The sequence below is a fragment of the Kurthia huakuii LAM0618 genome (assembly GCF_000505545.1).
Lineage (GTDB): Bacteria > Bacillota > Bacilli > Bacillales_A > Planococcaceae > Kurthia > Kurthia huakuii.
This window is the reverse complement of record NZ_AYTB01000029.1, coordinates 1-15,116: the sequence shown is the minus strand read 5'-3', so window position 1 is coordinate 15,116 and position 15,116 is coordinate 1. Positions and strand designations below refer to the sequence as shown.

Here is a 15,116-nt window from a genome sequence, read left to right as displayed (position 1 = left end):
TCGCTTTTAGTATGGGGTAAAATAACGGTAACAAAGGGGGTTTTACGATGATTATAGTTAAAAATCTTCACAAAAGCTTCGGCAAACATGCGGTCATTCAAGGGATTTCCATGAACATTCCATCAAGTGAAATTTGCTGTTTGCTTGGCCCATCTGGTTCCGGTAAAACGACGCTCCTTCGTTTAATGATTGGTGCAATTGCTGCTGATAAAGGCTCGGTACAGTTTGATGATGTGACCATGCCAAATTTAGCGCTCCTCCATGACATTGGCTTTATGCCGCAAAATGATGCGCTATACGATGATTTGTCTGCAGAAGATAATTTACGCTTTTTTGGCGGCCTACAGCAAATGAAAAAGGCACAACTAAAAACGCGTATTACGGACGTTTTAGCGCTTGTTGAATTGACAGCGCATCGTAAAAAACACGTACGTGACTTTTCTGGCGGGATGAAAAAACGATTGTCGCTTGCTGCAAGTATATTACATTCGCCGAAAGTGTTATTTTTAGATGAACCGACCGTTGGCATTGATCCGGTGCTAAAGCGCTCGATTTGGAATCAGTTTCAAGAGCTAAAGCGAGCAGGTACGACCATAATTGTGTCCACACATGTGATGGATGAAGTAACCGAATGCGATAAAGCGGCTCTTCTTTATAATGGCCGTTTAATTGCTTACGATACCGTACAGACATTGTTAGCCAGTACAAAATCTGGCAAGGTAGAAGAGTTGTTTATTATGGCAAACGAACAAGAAGGTGCTGCCTTATGATGCATTTAGCCAAGCGCGTAATCAAACAAACGTTGAATGATAAGCGCAGTGTTATGATGATTTTAGTGGCGCCACTGCTTATTTTAACACTCGTCTACTTTTTATTAGGGGATTCCAATTATAAGCCGACTGTTGGCATTGAAAAAGGGGCACTACCTGAGCCACTTGTGACAGCATTGAACGACCAGCACATCACCGTCAAAGAATTATCCGCTGCCGACATGGACGAGCCTAAAGACTATTTAAAAAATCATGAAGCTGTTGATGCCATCTTTTCAATGAATGGTACTAGCGTCGCGATTACGTTATTTGAATCATCAACAAAAGGTGCTAAAGCAATGACTGAAATCCAAAATGCGCTTGCCGATGTGAACCCAGCAGCGAAACTAGACATTTCTTATGTATATGGCGATTCCGATCAAACGCTTTTTGATTCACTCGGCTATGTCTTTTTAGCGTTATTTTCATTTTTCCTTATTTTTATTATTTCAGGCATGGCACTTGTCCGCGAACGAAGCGGCGGTACACTCGAGCGCTTGTTAATGACACCAATTAAACGCAGTGAGGTCATTTTAGGCTATACACTTGGCTACAGTGTGTTTGCGATTGCACAAGCCATCTTGATTGTGCTGTACTCGGTTTATGTGCTCGATTTAAGTTCCGCAGGGCATATCGGCTGGATTTTCGTGACGATGCTTTTACTCGCCATCGTCGCCGTATCATTTGGTGCGATGATTTCCGTCTTTGCGCGCTCAGAGCTACAAGTCGTCCAGCTCATTCCATTTACGATTATTCCACAAGTGTTTTTCTCAGGGCTTATTCCGCTTGATTTGATTCCGTATCACCTCGGCAATTTATGTTATATTATGCCGATTTTTTACGGGGCAGCCGCGATTAAAGGGATTATGGTTTACGGGGATGGTTTTGCCGACATTTGGCCATATTTAGCTGGCTTGTTGGGCTTCCTAGCTGTACTCTTTATCATTAATATGCAAGCAATGAAAAAATTCCGTCGTTTATAAACACAACAGAGCAGCCATATACGACTGCTCTTTTTTTGTGCAGCACCATTTTTACTATAGACCAACTATCGTACTATATGAAATAATTGGAATATATAAAAATTTATTAGAGGTGATGATCATCGTTTGGATTGAAAAAACAAAACCATTATGGCTCGGACTACTACTTGTCATCGTTTTAAGTAATATCTTGCTATACCAACTAGGCACTAGCATTATCCCTACTGAGTCACAAGGTGTCGTGCTCGGTTCGTTGATTGATTTAATTATTGTCGCGCCACTCATGCTCATGCTTTATCGTAATCGTTTTTCTTTTAAGCAGGTCATCGTTTTTGCGGCGGCAGGCTGTATTGCTGTGCGCTTTATTATCCCTGCTCACTTGTTAACACCTTTTGTAGCGGTAACATGGTTTGGCCTCGCTATCGAAGGTGCGCTTGTACTAGTAGAGTTGTTTATTATCGTCAGCTTTGTGCGCTATTTGCCAAAAATTCGTGCCTATACACAACAAAGTTCCTTACCAACATTATTTGCGTTTAGCGATGGACTAACACTTCACGTGCGCAACCATCCATTAATTCATGTGTTATGCTCTGAGTTATTAATGCTTTACTATGCCTTTTTGAGCTTTAAAAAGCCGATTCCACAAGGCATTACACTGCATAAAAAAACGAGCTTTGTGGCGTTTCAAATAATGATGATTCATGCCATTGTCATCGAAACGATTGGCATTCATTATTGGCTACATGACAAAGCACCTGTTGTGTCGCTCCTACTGCTCGTATTTAATATTTATTCGGTGCTATTTTTCATTGCGGATTTACAAGTGATGCGCCTCACACCTAGTGTGATGAAAAATAATACGTTATACATTTCAGTCGGTTTAATGAAGCGTGCAACAATCGATGTGAGTAATATTGCCGAAATCATTGAAGACCCTGAGATGTTACAGCGCAAAAAAACGAAAGATACAATCGAATTTATGGCGCGTGATTTTGAAAAAGTGTATCCAGATATCCTATTAAAAATGGCCACTCCGCAAAAGGTCACGCTCGCGATGGGACTTGAAAAACATTACGATTATATTGCGATTAAAACCGATGACCCGCAAGCCTTTAAAGCACAACTAAAAAAAGACCACAACTAACGTGGTCTCCCATTTAAAGACCGGCAATTGTCGGTCTTTTTCTTATAGTAATGCGAGTAATGAATCTAAATCTTGTTCATTCGTTGCCCAGCTCGTCGCAAAACGCACGACTGTATGTGTGTCGTCATACGGCTCCCATACGCTAAATTGCGCTTTTTCTGCTAATGCGGCCATAGCCGTATTTTCTAAAATTACAAATTGTTGATTCGTTGGTGATTCAAAGAAAAATGGATAGCCTTTGGCGCGAAGATTCGCTTTTAATTTTTCTGCTAAACGAATAGCATGTGCAGAAATGTCGACATACAAATTGTCCGTAAATAATACATCAAATTGAATGCCAAGCATACGCCCTTTCGCAAGTAATGCACCATTTTGTTTAATAGTCGTAAAGAAGTGCTTAATGCTATTGGCTTTCGTCACAACGACCGCTTCCCCAAACATCGCGCCGACCTTCGTACCGCCAATATAAAAGACATCACAGTTTTCAGCAATTACCGGTAGCGTCACATCGGTATTTACCGCTGCTAAGCCGTATCCTAAGCGCGCGCCATCTAAGAAAAGCGGCAACGCATATTCGCGGCATACTGCACGAATTGCCTCTAGCTCTGCCTTTGAATACAACGTACCGTATTCTGTTGGATGTGAAACATACACCATGCCCGGCTGCGGCATATGTGTATGACTCGCATCTTGTAAAAAATTTTGCATATAATGCGTAATGCCAGCTGCGGTTAATTTGCCATCAACTTGTGGAATCGTTAACACTTTATGGCCGCCCGCTTCAATCGCTCCGGCTTCATGTGTACTAATATGACCGGTATCTGCGGCAATGACGCCCTCAGATGTATGTAACATTGCATTGATAACGGTCGCATTTGTTTGCGTCCCACCTAGTAAAAATCGAACCTCACCGTCTGGACAATTACAAGCCGTCAATATTTTTTGCGCCGCGCTCGCTGTATACGGATCTTGTCCATAACCAGACGTTTTCTCCATATTCGTGGCCATTAATTTTTCTAAAATGCGTGGATGCGCACCTTCTAAATAATCACATTCAAAATTTAACATGAAATTCCCACACCTTCTGTTCTTATCATACGTGCCTAATTTCTTCAATCATATCAAACTGATAGGAAAAGTCTACGCTTCGTCTCCATTTTTTACCGAAACAAACGCAAAAAAAATCGTGCTATTATGACATAGCACGAGCTTTGGCATTATTCTTCGTCCTCTTCTACATACTCTAAAATATCGCCTGGTTGGCAATCGAGTGCCTTACAAATGGCATTAAGTGTTGAAAAACGCACGGCTTTTACTTTACCTGTTTTTAAATTCGATAAATTAACGACAGACACATCGACAAGCTCAGCTAATTTACTAAGCTGCATTTTACGGTCTGCTAACATCCGATCTAGCCGAATAATAATCATGACATCACTTCCTATACCGTTGCATCGTATTCTTCTTGTAGAAACGCGCCATATTTAAAGACACGGCCAATAATCCAGAGAATGATTCCGCCAAATAATAAACTCCAATGAACGCCGAAAAATTCATAGCTCACACCTTGTATTGCAGCTGAATGCTTTAATGTGGCTGTTAACTGAAACATTTGATCGAAACCATACAGCATTAGTGCCTGAATCGATTTTAATAGGAGGCTTAACACGATAAAACTATAGCCAATCCATTCGATGAAGCGGCTGTTTTTTACGGTGAAAATTTCGCCCTCTTTTAATGATTTTAACAGTTTTCGCACAAAAAAAACGATAAAACTACCAATTAACACATAAATAAATAGCATACCAATAAGCGGTAAAAATGCGGCTTTACTAAAAGTAGCCTGCTCAATTAATTGTGGGCTTAGCTCCAAAGTTATGCCATAGAAATGAATGGCTGCTTGTACATCTCCCATTTGAATGAAACGTTGCACCGATTCCTCAGATGTAAAGCTTATCGCAATAAATGTCGTTGCTAAGGCAAATGCACTTACACAAAAGCCAATCCACATAATTGTCACTACGATATACAGCACATGCAAAAATTGTTGAAACTTCTTTTCCATCATTATCTCCCCCTGTTCTAATTACCATTATACAGAATATTTAAACTTATTCAATATATTTTTAATGTTTATCGATAATTTTTTATCGAAGAAAATAAAAAAACGAGTACACATGGTGAACTCGCTCATCTATTTTGCTATTATTTTTTCACGATAACTTGTACGACCTTGCAAAGCCCTTTATGCCCAACACCTTCATGACGCGTTACTTCGACGCAGTCAAAATGTAAAACATCGTACTGCGCTGCCCATTGGCGTAATGCTTCCTCAGCATATAAATAATCAAGTTCTGGTGGGCCACCTGTTTTATACGCTAGCTGTGCTTCCTCATATACTTCCATTAAGAAAATACCACCGGGCTTCAATGATTCCATTACTTTATGTAATACAGTCGATTGGTCTTGCTTTGCAAAATGGCCAAAAATCATGACCGCGCCGTCATATTGTGCTTTTTCAACGGCACCATGAATTAAATCGACATGCTTTGTTGTCACTGTCGTTCCTAATTGCTTTGCGAGTGCTTCGGTTTTGCGTAGCCCCTCTTCTGCATAGTCATAGGCCACAACATCATGCCCTTTTGTCGCAAGAAATGCCGCATTGCGCCCTTCTCCTTCTGCATAGCACGCAATCTGCTTAGCATGTTCAAAAACGGCCACTTGCTGTGCTAAAAATTCATTTGGTGCCGTACCATAAAAATAACGTTCATGTTTATAACGATCGTCCCAACGATTCATTTGAATCCCTCCTATTCCTCATATATACCTTAATGCCCTACAGAACGCAACGAATTTGATTAGCATCACCCGAAACTTAGAATTTACGGTTAATTATGGTGTTTAGTAGCGCATTCACTTTAAAAATAATAATAATTGCATAGGCTAGATTTCCACAAGCCGCTTTGTTAAAAAATCATTTTTTAGGGTATATAGTAAAAAACGAGGGTTCCGTCATCATGTACGGACCCTCATTTTTTTCGAAAGGAATGATTAAAATGTCTGTTTATCAACAATTACTTGGCACGTCATTTCAGCAGCTTCATCCAAAATTACAACATCGCTATGCGACAAATCCAGGCGATATTTTTCGCGCACAAGGCATTATGCATGAAATCTCACATGGTAGTGAATTGCTTGCACCCTTTTATTACGCCGCAGCGAAGATGGATTTTTTATTTCCCGAGCAAGGGCATAATATTCCGTTTTATTTAGAACATCGCTGTATCAAAACAGGACTCGAAACCTATGATATTGAATGGCAGCGAAATTTTTATTTTCCGGAAAAAACGCGCCAATTTAATTCGGTAACGCATGTTAATTTAATTAAACATGATGCCTATGATTTACTCGGTAAGCCAACGATGATGCGCTCGAATTTATTGCTTGATGTGACGCGTGATGGGCATTTAATTACGCGTACAAATGCACAGCACCTACTCGGTTTAATGCCCCTACCGGACTTTTTTAAAGGAAAGGCGATTGTCGAAGATGGCTATGATGACGAACGTCAATGCTACACGATTTATGCGACGGTTTATAATGAGCTCCTCGGTACGATTATCATGTACGGCGGCTCTTTTACTGAAATTAAATAATACGCTTCACATAGCACATGCATAAATGACGGCGTGATGCACGATTTAGCACGTCGGGGTCACTGCCGGTATAATGGGCAAACATCGTCATTGGATGCACTTGTGCCGGTACTGATAAATCGTATTTTTCAAGCGCTGTTTCGTCAAAATACAAATGGTGATACGCATATTTTTGCGTAAAACGCATTTTCTCATACCATCTCGGAATCGGTGGATTATCACGCGTCCATGCTTCTAAATAGGTTAACTTTGCGGTTTTCGCCTCTTTTAGCGCAGCTTCTAACAGTTTTTCGCCAATGCGGCGATGCTGATAATCTGGATGCACGGCCACATGCCAAATCATGCCACCTACTGTATTATATGCGGTACAAATAGTGCGCGGTGTTTCCTCATATTCAATATCTATTAGGCCCACAACTTTATTTTGTTCAATCGCCACTAGCTCGATTGAGGGACGGTCATAATGCGCTTTCTTTTGTAGCACATTATCAAAATAAGCAGTATTCAAAAAAGCCAACACACGACAGCGCAACCAACCTTGTTCATCTGTATCCGTATATGGACGAATAATCATCATAATCCCCTCGCTTTTCATTGTAGTAACTTTAGTGTAGCTTGATTTAGGCTGTTTGGCTATGAGATTTTTAGCAGCCTTGTATCGTTTGTGCTGAAGCGCTGTAAACATAGTTATTCCCTTTTTTCATTATTACAACCTAAAAAAAGCGACCGATAGCACAAGTCTATCAATCGCTTTCCTTTTCCTATTCAGCTAGTCTTTGTTTAACATCGCATATACTTGCTCAACATCTTTATCACCGCGCCCTGAAATGTTAATAATAATGACATCGTCTTTCGATAACGTTGGCGCAAATTTCTCTGCGTATGCGACCGCATGTGCGCTTTCTAATGCCGGAATAATACCTTCTTCTTTTGATAGTGTTATGAAAGCTTCTAACACTTCTTCATTTGATACCGCCACATATTCACCGCGCCCTGATACTTTTAATTGTGAGTGCTCAGGACCCGCACCAGGATAATCAAGTCCTGCTGCAATCGAATATGTTGGCTGTGGGTTACCCGCCTCATCTTGTAGCACAAGACAGCGGAAACCATGTAAATCACCCGGCGTGCCTTGCGTCAATGATGGTGCCTTGTCCGGTTCAACACCGATTAGGCGTACTTCTTCATCATCGATATATTCCGCAAATGCACCAATGGCATTACTACCACCACCTACACACGCTATCACAGCAGTTGGTAGCTTGCCTTCTTTTTCTAAAATTTGCGCGCGACTTTCGCGGCTAATGACCGATTGGAAATGCTTCACCATCGTTGGGAATGGGTGTGGACCAACTGCCGAGCCTAATAAATAAAATGAATTTTCATAGTTCTCTACTAAATCGGCAAATGCGGCATCGACCGCTTCTTTTAAGCGACCCTGACCATCTGTGACAGGCACTACTGTCGCACCAAGTAACTCCATACGGAATACATTCAACGCCTGGCGTTTCATATCTTCCTCACCCATATAAATGACACAATCCATTTTAAACATCGCACAAACCGTTGCCGTTGCTACGCCATGCTGGCCGGCACCTGTTTCGGCAATAATACGGTGTGCGCCCATGCGTTTTGCTAATAGAATTTGGCCTAATACATTGTTGATTTTATGCGAACCCGTATGATTTAAGTCTTCACGCTTCAAATAAATTTTAGCGCCACCTAAACGATTCGTTAAATTTTCAGCGAAATAAAGCGGTGATTTACGCCCCACATATTCGCTAAAATAATAGTCGAGTTCCTTTTTAAAATCTTCATCGTCTTTATATTTATTGAAGTTATCTTCTAAAATAGTTAAGACGTTCTGTAATTCTGGCGGTACTTGACTGCCACCAAATTCTCCAAAATAACCTGCTTTTGCTGCTTCTAAACTCATCTCATCTTGCTCCTCTCATAACTAAAACTGAATATTCAGTATATTTTAATGGACTTCGTTAAAAATTTCAATATAAAACGTCTAACCAAGCAAATTATGGCACATTTAAAAGCATCTCTTCTAACATCATCTCTGTAAATGTTGCACCACGCGCCTCAAGCACACGAATCGGTGCCGCAGCGCCTAGCTTCTCATAAATTTCGCCATGCTGCGGTGAAAAATGGTGTTCAGTCAGCTGCATCATCCCTAAATCCATAAAGGAATCTCCGGCCGCATAGTGAACAGTCGGTTGCAATTTTTCTAGCACATATTTTACAGCCGCTTCTTTCGACAATGTTTTAGGCAGTGCATAAAATTTTCTACCATGTAAATACGTCGTCCAATCCGCTGCTTGAAATTGTTCATGCAACGCCTTTAAGGTATCGATGTCTTTTTTCTGTTCATCGACTAATAACACATAAAACAAGTCATCGACACCATCAATTCGCTCGAACATCTCCATATCCCAACAGGCCACAAAGCGTTCGCGAAACGCATCAAAACTTAAACACGTCGCGACATTTTTTGCGACGATCTCCTGCCATTTTTCATCGACAACCCCATCGCGCAACACAAAACCGCCATTACAAGCAACCGCATAGCGCGGCACCTGTTGCTGAAATAAGTCGATGCGCCGATATTGTGAAAGCGAGCGTGTCGTCACCGGAATAATGTCGATACCATTTGCCACCACGTCCTGCATAAGCTGCTCTGTTTTCAGTGAAATATACGAAATCGGCTTGCCATCTCGGCGTTCGATACAGCGCGCCGTTTCAAGTGACGTGCCAATTGTGCGTGCTGAAAAAATGAATGTCCGATCTAAATCGGTCGTTAAAATCTTCATTATACAAGCTCCTTAATCAAGCCGCAGCAAGAATAGCTCATATCCGTGTACACCTCTACGGGCACACCACGTTCTTCTGCAAGCATGTAAATATGTTGTAACTCGGCATCATGCGCCGGATTTACGAGAATTTTCCACGGAATACGGCGCAACAATACACGCGTCGTTTCACCAACACCCGGCTTAATATGATTCATATGTTGAATCGCAAATTGTTGTTGAATGCGTTCTACAGACTTCATACCAAGCCATGTCACAGGCTCTGTCGTTAAATCAACAGATGCGACCGATGCAAAATGCTGCGCGATTTCCTTAATATAGTATGCTGATACATCTTGCTCGGCTAAATGCGCATAATATTTTGCCCCGTGAAAATCCCCGTCATGAATCCAGTCATCATTGAGCACAGTACGACTTACAAGCCCCGAAACGGTCGAGTTTAAACATGCCGATGGAATTAAAAAATCGTCGCGTGTACCATACATCTTGGCGCAATGCCCTGGGTCTGCGAGTACCGCTAATGTATCATCAATTTCAATACCTTGTGTGCGCAACCTTTCACAAGAGGCTGTCAATTCACGCGTAATAGCGCCTTTGCCGGTCCAGCCATCAATAAATTGAAGCTGTGCTGTTCTATGCTGCGCGGTAATATAGCGAATGGCATTTTCATCAATACCACGACCTCGAATAATCGATACCGTATAATGCGGTACGTTGCGTTTATATTTTTGTGCTAAATATCGTTTAATTAAAATGCCAATCGGCGTCCCAGCACGTGCTAAACTCACTAACACTACCTCATCAATTGCTTTATGCGCGACAATCATCTCGGCTACAGTCGCTATATTTTGAGCGATACGCTTACTATATTGCGCAAGCGTTCTATGAAAGAGTTCAATATACGCCTCGCTCGGTTGAAATTCCTGCGGGAGCATCGTTGAATAATGGACACCTTGCTGAATTAGTTGCTCACGCATTAACGTATCTTTTTCCAAATCTGCGTCGCTCAAGTCCTTTAGTAAAAAAAGAACATCATCGGCACTATAACTCGTTTTCATAAACGGGTTTATCATCATATTGCGACACTCCTTTCGTTAATTCAACAACGGTTACAGGCGCCGGTAATTGCCCAACGAATGACGCTAAGCCCTGCGGATCTGCCACGCGCTCTACAACAACAATCATATGGTCAAATTGTCCTTTTGAAATGCTGTATAAAAAGTTGGGCACACCAGCATTTTCAGGACTATTAAAACGATATTTTTCGTAAATAACCGAGTGTGCGTCCACAAAAATCGGGCTACGTGTCGTTGATTGCGTATAAACATCGCCATCTAACATTTGTGCGAGCATCATCGGTAAAAACATACACTCCCCGGTTCCAATAACGAGTGTTTTTGCATGCTTCGGCAATGTGGGAACCGTTAATTGTTGAAGGAATGCGACGTTTTCTTCAGCGGTTAAGCCAAAGCGCCCTGTCTCACGTGCATAGCCTTGTGTGCAATACGAGCCATCTTCACTTTGACTCGTTAATGCGAGCGCCTCAACGAGCGGTTCATCGATTGTCGCTGTACAACTTTTATGACTATCTAGCGGATTAGGCACGACTTCTTCCTCATAAAAGGCGCCCTCTACTGCCATTTCTCCAGCCATTAATGTCACGATATGCAGCGTAATGCCATGTTGCTCGGCAAATGCCTCGTAAGCTGCGCGCTCCGCTTCATTGCGCCAATCTAAAATAGAGACGACCGTATAGCGCGTAATATGCGGATAACGCGTCGTTAATTCGGCGATAATGTTCAAATTTGTTTTACCGGTCGACATTTCATCATCAACTAGAACAATTTGTGTGGCTTCATCAAAAAAATGGACCGGTGCATATAAGCGATGACTCGTTGCATGCGAATGTTCCTCTTCAAAGGCAATCGAAGCGCTGCGCTCACAAATACGCTCGCGCGTCGTATGAATATACGTCGCATTGGCTGAAAAAGCATTAAAAAACGCATGCCCTAGTGCCGTTGCAGTTTCGGCAAAGCCAATGACCGCAATTTTCTCCGGTGCTGCAACACGCTGCGTCTCAAGTTCGACGGTCGGTTCATTTTCCTTTAAAGATGTGACGAATTGATTCATTGCTGGATGCATTTGACCATACTGCTGTGCCAAAAAGCGACAAGCTAATAAAAAACCTGTATAAAGTGGCACAAAAGGTTTCACATGCAAATGTTTGCCGAGCACCTTTGAAACGAATAAAAATTGACGTTTTTTATTAATGCGTAGCGCCATATCAAACAATTGTGCTTCATCAAAATCATATGGATTGTCGTGAATCGTCGTCGTAACTGTTAAGCGTTGGTCAATTGAAAAAATGCCCATTATAGCCTCCTATAGTAAATCTAAATATGTTTTTTGTGATTGTAGCACGCCATACATTTCCGCTTGGCGTATAATGCGAACCGCCCAATACTGATGTGGTTTCATTTCATTCATTTTATTGCCAGACGTACTTTTTAATACACCGGCATCATGTGTATGATTGAGAATCGCCAATGCATCCTCATAATCTTCATGTGTCACCGTATAATACGCATTCACAAACTGTACATGCGTCGGATGAATGACCGTCTTGCCTTGAAAACCATTTAACTGATCGAACTCACACTCACGCTGTAAACCAGCTAATGCTGCTGTCAACGTTTTGGTCGCCACAGCACCTGACTGTGATTCCTCATTAGGGGCATCAAAATATTCCCACACTGCCCCTGATACAACAAAGCCGTCATCTTGGCGTCCAAAAACATTTAAAATATCACTCAAGCCATCGCGCAGCACCATCACATCATACAATGTTTGATGGCGCTTGCGACGAATACCATATACACCTAAAAAATCAGTCGCACCAACGCGGACATTTAAAATCATATCGCGATGCTCAGCTAATAATTCATGTAAATTTTTTAGTTGTGCTAACCGATTTTCCTTATATAATAAATTCGCCGTTTCAAAAACTGGCATACCATAAAGTTCATAACCCTTTGCTCGCTCACGCTTCAAAATATGTAAGAAAGCAGCGCCGTTTTCAAGCTCAAACTTTGGCATAACATATCCTGTTAAAATATGCTGCACCGGGCGCAGTTTTGCGACAACTTCTTCAAAATGTTTCGGTGTACGAACACGCACAAACAACAGCGGCAATTCTGCTTCTTCCATTCGAGCCGTTAAAAACGCATCTATTTTTACTAATGTGCTATACGTGTTTTCAAGTGCGCGCTCTAAATCGATATCCGCGACTGCATCCTCTAAATCAATAATAAGTGTTGTCAGCTGTGGAAATTTTTTATCGAGCAACTCATCTGCTAATTGCATGCGCGTTCCCGGCGTATACATCGCGGCGCCTAAGCATAATGCTAGCTCGTCTTTTGTTGAATGTTTTGTAAACGGTTTCGGCAACTTCGATAAAATCGCCGAAAGCTTCTGTTCGGATAAATGATTGTGAAATCGCATTTGTAGCGCCTCCCTCCCTGAAAAAAAGAGCCATTTCATCGCTATTTCAAACTCAAAATAGCTAATTCAACATAATTATAAGTGTACGTTATTCATTGACGCAAACGTATGCCATCAAAGGAAATATTATATTATATTATAAAAGAAATAAAAAAAAGGAACCCTTTTTAAGGAGTTCCCTCTTTGTTGTTATTCATTTTATGAACGACAAATGTTATTGCAAACGATAGCACTAAAATCGCAAAAAATGCGTAATGTGAAATGTGAATATCAAAAACGCTTAATAACATTTTCAAAGCGATAATAAAAATGAGCACAAAGGCAGTCGTTTCAAGCTCCGGTACGCGATCAATTAAAGTGACAAAGACACCGGCAATCGTACGCATCATCAAAATACCGAGCATCCCACCAATTAACAGTACCCATACTTCGCTTGAAACCGCAAAGGCTGCTAAAATCGAATCGACTGAAAACGCAATGTCCATTAACTCAACAGCGACAACTGTTCCCCAAAACATCCCGAACATTTTGACGAGAAGCCCTTTTTTATTGAATTCTTTCGCTTCATTGTCACCGCTGCCTTTTTTGCGGAAATAATCAATACTAATCCACATTAAATACGCCGCACCTAACACTTTAATAAACCAGAATTTCACTAAGTATACGCCGATTCCAATAAAAATGAAACGGAACAGATAGGCACCTAACAAGCCATATAATAAGGCTTTTTTGCGTTGTTTTTCTGGTAAATGTTTGACAAGTACAGCCAATACGAGCGCATTATCTGCTGATAATAGCCCTTCTAGTATGACTAATGAGAAAATCAAGCCCCAATTGACCGGGTTTGATAGCACCTCTACCCAATGGTTCCAATCAAAAAATAGCGCATACGTCGATAAAATTTGATTAATTATTTCCATAGAAAGTTACCGCATTAAACCGATAAGCCGTATGCATTAACAAGTGCCGCTAGACCACCTTGGAAACCAGCGCCGACCGCGTTAAATTTCCAGTCGCTATTATGACGATAAAGCTCACAAAATACGACCGCTGTTTCGATTGAGAAGTCCTCACCTAAGTCAAAGCGCAGTACTTCTTGTCCTGTATCTTCATCGACAAGACGCGCAAAAGCATTCGATACTTGACCAAAGTTTTGATTGCGCGCTTCTGCATCATGAATCGTTACGGTAAAGGCAATTTTATCAACATCCGCTGGCACAGCCGATAAATCAACAGCGATTTGCTCATCATCGCCCTCCCCTTCACCGGTACGATTATCCCCTGTATGACGCACAGAGCCATCTGTACTTTGTAAATTATTATAGAAAATAAAATCCAAATCTTGACGACATTTCCCAGCATTATTCAATAAGAAAGCAGAAGCATCTAAATCATAATCTTGCCCGCCATCATAATTTTTAATATCCCATCCTAGACCGATAATAATTTTACTTAATGCTGGATTGTCTTTCGTTAAATCAATACGTTGTCCTTTACTTAGCTGAATTGCCATAATAAACCCCTCCGTAATAAGTATCTTATTTGCTACCTGCTTGCCACTTCATACCCCAGCCATACGCCTTATCTAAATTGGCATGGCCATCAAAATATTCGACAAGGCGCTTGACGTTAAATGTCTCATTTTGTACATTTTCAATCATCGCGATGGCGCACATCCGCTTATCTTTACTATGCTCATCTAAACGCACAACAATGTCTTGCCCGCCTGGATAGCTAAGCGTGGCAACACCATCCGCTTCGGCCCAGTTTGTAACGCCTTCATAAATAAAAGCATAGACTAAAATACGCTTAATCTCGGCGACTTTCACACCGTTAATGCGCAAGTTTTCACCTGCGGATACGGCACCTGTACGATCATCGCCGTCTAATTGAATAAATGGTTTTTGATCATACACACCGAAAGCATCGCCAAGCGCCTGTACACAGCCTTTTTCACCTGATGTTAATTCGACTAAACAACCTAAATCTAAGTCAATCCCTTGATTGCCACCAAATAGCGACTTCAAAAACCCACCTGACTTACCTGTTTGCTGATTCCAATTTAAATTGACTGTAATAGGTCCAAGCTGCTGCTTTTTGTCGAGATTAATCGACTGACCTTTTTTCGTCAACTCAATTTTACCTAAATTAACCATGCAGTACCTGCTACTAAAAACATATACAAAAGTATACATCTAGCTTTT

The 15,116-nt window shown here is 41.3% G+C and carries 17 protein-coding genes; 4 read left to right on the top strand and 13 right to left on the bottom strand.

What is annotated here, in order from left to right:
- Window positions 1–47: 47 nt before the first annotated feature.
- The 3 genes from V514_RS0118015 to V514_RS0118005 all read left to right on the top strand — a co-directional run bounded on the left by V514_RS0118015 (window position 48) and on the right by V514_RS0118005 (window position 2,936).
- A complete protein-coding gene (locus tag V514_RS0118015; protein WP_029501170.1) occupies window positions 48–770 on the top strand; it encodes an ABC transporter ATP-binding protein in 723 nt (240 codons plus the stop codon).
- A complete protein-coding gene (locus tag V514_RS0118010; RefSeq protein ID WP_029501169.1) occupies window positions 767–1,792 on the top strand; it encodes an ABC transporter permease in 1,026 nt (341 codons plus the stop codon). The genes V514_RS0118015 and V514_RS0118010 overlap by 4 nt, the downstream gene beginning before the upstream one ends.
- Before the next feature lie 115 nt (window positions 1,793–1,907).
- The gene (locus V514_RS0118005) at window positions 1,908–2,936 is read left to right on the top strand and encodes a beta-carotene 15,15'-monooxygenase (RefSeq protein WP_239584669.1); all 1,029 of its coding nucleotides are present in this window, start codon (window positions 1,908–1,910) and stop codon (window positions 2,934–2,936) included.
- Between the two features lie 42 nt (window positions 2,937–2,978).
- Here the strand turns inward: V514_RS0118005 and V514_RS0118000 are convergent, their stop codons facing one another.
- The 4 genes from V514_RS0118000 to V514_RS0117985 form a co-directional block, all read right to left on the bottom strand.
- Window positions 2,979–4,004, bottom strand: a complete 1,026-nt coding sequence (locus V514_RS0118000; RefSeq protein ID WP_029501167.1) for a threonine aldolase family protein — start codon at window positions 4,002–4,004, stop codon at window positions 2,979–2,981.
- 149 nt (window positions 4,005–4,153) lie between these two features.
- Complete coding sequence (locus V514_RS0117995; RefSeq protein WP_029501166.1) at window positions 4,154–4,366, bottom strand: helix-turn-helix domain-containing protein; 213 nt, start codon at window positions 4,364–4,366, stop codon at window positions 4,154–4,156.
- A gap of 11 nt (window positions 4,367–4,377) precedes the next feature.
- Window positions 4,378–5,004, bottom strand: a complete 627-nt coding sequence (locus V514_RS0117990) for a DUF2975 domain-containing protein (RefSeq protein WP_081715103.1) — start codon at window positions 5,002–5,004, stop codon at window positions 4,378–4,380.
- A 137-nt stretch (window positions 5,005–5,141) separates the two neighbouring features.
- Window positions 5,142–5,735, bottom strand: coding sequence for a class I SAM-dependent methyltransferase (locus tag V514_RS0117985; protein WP_029501164.1), 594 nt, complete (start codon window positions 5,733–5,735; stop codon window positions 5,142–5,144).
- A gap of 257 nt (window positions 5,736–5,992) precedes the next feature.
- Here V514_RS0117985 and V514_RS0117980 point away from each other — a divergent pair, with 257 nt between their 5' ends.
- The gene (locus V514_RS0117980; protein WP_029501163.1) at window positions 5,993–6,592 is read left to right on the top strand and encodes a DUF4166 domain-containing protein; all 600 of its coding nucleotides are present in this window, start codon (window positions 5,993–5,995) and stop codon (window positions 6,590–6,592) included.
- On the opposite strand, the gene V514_RS0117975 is transcribed toward V514_RS0117980, so the two are convergent.
- From V514_RS0117975 to V514_RS0117935, 9 genes are all read right to left on the bottom strand, one after another.
- Window positions 6,585–7,169: a GNAT family N-acetyltransferase gene (locus tag V514_RS0117975; RefSeq protein ID WP_235073574.1), complete on the bottom strand. Its 585-nt coding sequence runs from the start codon at window positions 7,167–7,169 to the stop codon at window positions 6,585–6,587. The genes V514_RS0117980 and V514_RS0117975 overlap by 8 nt on opposite strands.
- A gap of 192 nt (window positions 7,170–7,361) precedes the next feature.
- Window positions 7,362–8,528 carry a tryptophan synthase subunit beta gene (gene trpB / locus V514_RS0117970; protein ID WP_029501161.1) on the bottom strand — a complete coding sequence of 389 codons (1,167 nt, stop codon included), beginning with the start codon at window positions 8,526–8,528 and terminating at the stop codon, window positions 7,362–7,364.
- A 94-nt stretch (window positions 8,529–8,622) separates the two neighbouring features.
- Window positions 8,623–9,411 carry a Cof-type HAD-IIB family hydrolase gene (locus V514_RS0117965; RefSeq protein ID WP_029501160.1) on the bottom strand — a complete coding sequence of 263 codons (789 nt, stop codon included), beginning with the start codon at window positions 9,409–9,411 and terminating at the stop codon, window positions 8,623–8,625.
- Window positions 9,411–10,469 (bottom strand): cysteine protease StiP family protein, encoded by a 1,059-nt coding sequence (locus V514_RS0117960; RefSeq protein ID WP_235073561.1) that lies wholly within the window; start codon window positions 10,467–10,469, stop codon window positions 9,411–9,413. Before V514_RS0117960 ends, V514_RS0117965 begins: the two co-directional genes overlap by 1 nt.
- On the bottom strand, window positions 10,453–11,784 hold the full coding sequence (locus tag V514_RS19475; protein WP_051392504.1) for a phosphoribosyltransferase family protein: 1,332 nt from the start codon (window positions 11,782–11,784) through the stop codon (window positions 10,453–10,455). Before V514_RS19475 ends, V514_RS0117960 begins: the two co-directional genes overlap by 17 nt.
- A 9-nt stretch (window positions 11,785–11,793) precedes the next feature.
- Window positions 11,794–12,912 (bottom strand): HpcH/HpaI aldolase/citrate lyase family protein, encoded by a 1,119-nt coding sequence (locus tag V514_RS19470; RefSeq protein ID WP_035945116.1) that lies wholly within the window; start codon window positions 12,910–12,912, stop codon window positions 11,794–11,796.
- A gap of 167 nt (window positions 12,913–13,079) precedes the next feature.
- Window positions 13,080–13,832 carry a TerC family protein gene (locus tag V514_RS0117945; RefSeq protein WP_029501158.1) on the bottom strand — a complete coding sequence of 251 codons (753 nt, stop codon included), beginning with the start codon at window positions 13,830–13,832 and terminating at the stop codon, window positions 13,080–13,082.
- 14 nt (window positions 13,833–13,846) lie between these two features.
- Complete coding sequence (locus V514_RS0117940; protein ID WP_029501157.1) at window positions 13,847–14,425, bottom strand: TerD family protein; 579 nt, start codon at window positions 14,423–14,425, stop codon at window positions 13,847–13,849.
- 25 nt (window positions 14,426–14,450) lie between these two features.
- Window positions 14,451–15,068 carry a TerD family protein gene (locus V514_RS0117935; RefSeq protein WP_029501156.1) on the bottom strand — a complete coding sequence of 206 codons (618 nt, stop codon included), beginning with the start codon at window positions 15,066–15,068 and terminating at the stop codon, window positions 14,451–14,453.
- Between the last annotated feature and the right edge of the window lie 48 nt (window positions 15,069–15,116).

What these genes read in the sequence shown, in the direction of transcription:
- V514_RS0118015 (WP_029501170.1), top strand. Translation starts at nt 48, where the DNA reads ATGATTATAGTTAAAAATCTTCACAAAAGCTTCGGCAAACATGCGGTC.
- V514_RS0118010 (WP_029501169.1), top strand. Translation starts at nt 767, where the DNA reads ATGATGCATTTAGCCAAGCGCGTAATCAAACAAACGTTGAATGATAAG.
- V514_RS0118005 (WP_239584669.1), top strand. Translation starts at nt 1,908, where the DNA reads ATGATCATCGTTTGGATTGAAAAAACAAAACCATTATGGCTCGGACTA.
- V514_RS0118000 (WP_029501167.1), bottom strand. Translation starts at nt 4,004, where the DNA reads ATGTTAAATTTTGAATGTGATTATTTAGAAGGTGCGCATCCACGCATT.
- V514_RS0117995 (WP_029501166.1), bottom strand. Translation starts at nt 4,366, where the DNA reads ATGATTATTATTCGGCTAGATCGGATGTTAGCAGACCGTAAAATGCAG.
- V514_RS0117990 (WP_081715103.1), bottom strand. Translation starts at nt 5,004, where the DNA reads ATGATGGAAAAGAAGTTTCAACAATTTTTGCATGTGCTGTATATCGTA.
- V514_RS0117985 (WP_029501164.1), bottom strand. Translation starts at nt 5,735, where the DNA reads ATGAATCGTTGGGACGATCGTTATAAACATGAACGTTATTTTTATGGT.
- V514_RS0117980 (WP_029501163.1), top strand. Translation starts at nt 5,993, where the DNA reads ATGTCTGTTTATCAACAATTACTTGGCACGTCATTTCAGCAGCTTCAT.
- V514_RS0117975 (WP_235073574.1), bottom strand. Translation starts at nt 7,169, where the DNA reads ATGATGATTATTCGTCCATATACGGATACAGATGAACAAGGTTGGTTG.
- trpB (WP_029501161.1), bottom strand. Translation starts at nt 8,528, where the DNA reads ATGAGTTTAGAAGCAGCAAAAGCAGGTTATTTTGGAGAATTTGGTGGC.
- V514_RS0117965 (WP_029501160.1), bottom strand. Translation starts at nt 9,411, where the DNA reads ATGAAGATTTTAACGACCGATTTAGATCGGACATTCATTTTTTCAGCA.
- V514_RS0117960 (WP_235073561.1), bottom strand. Translation starts at nt 10,469, where the DNA reads ATGAAAACGAGTTATAGTGCCGATGATGTTCTTTTTTTACTAAAGGAC.
- V514_RS19475 (WP_051392504.1), bottom strand. Translation starts at nt 11,784, where the DNA reads ATGGGCATTTTTTCAATTGACCAACGCTTAACAGTTACGACGACGATT.
- V514_RS19470 (WP_035945116.1), bottom strand. Translation starts at nt 12,912, where the DNA reads ATGCGATTTCACAATCATTTATCCGAACAGAAGCTTTCGGCGATTTTA.
- V514_RS0117945 (WP_029501158.1), bottom strand. Translation starts at nt 13,832, where the DNA reads ATGGAAATAATTAATCAAATTTTATCGACGTATGCGCTATTTTTTGAT.
- V514_RS0117940 (WP_029501157.1), bottom strand. Translation starts at nt 14,425, where the DNA reads ATGGCAATTCAGCTAAGTAAAGGACAACGTATTGATTTAACGAAAGAC.
- V514_RS0117935 (WP_029501156.1), bottom strand. Translation starts at nt 15,068, where the DNA reads ATGGTTAATTTAGGTAAAATTGAGTTGACGAAAAAAGGTCAGTCGATT.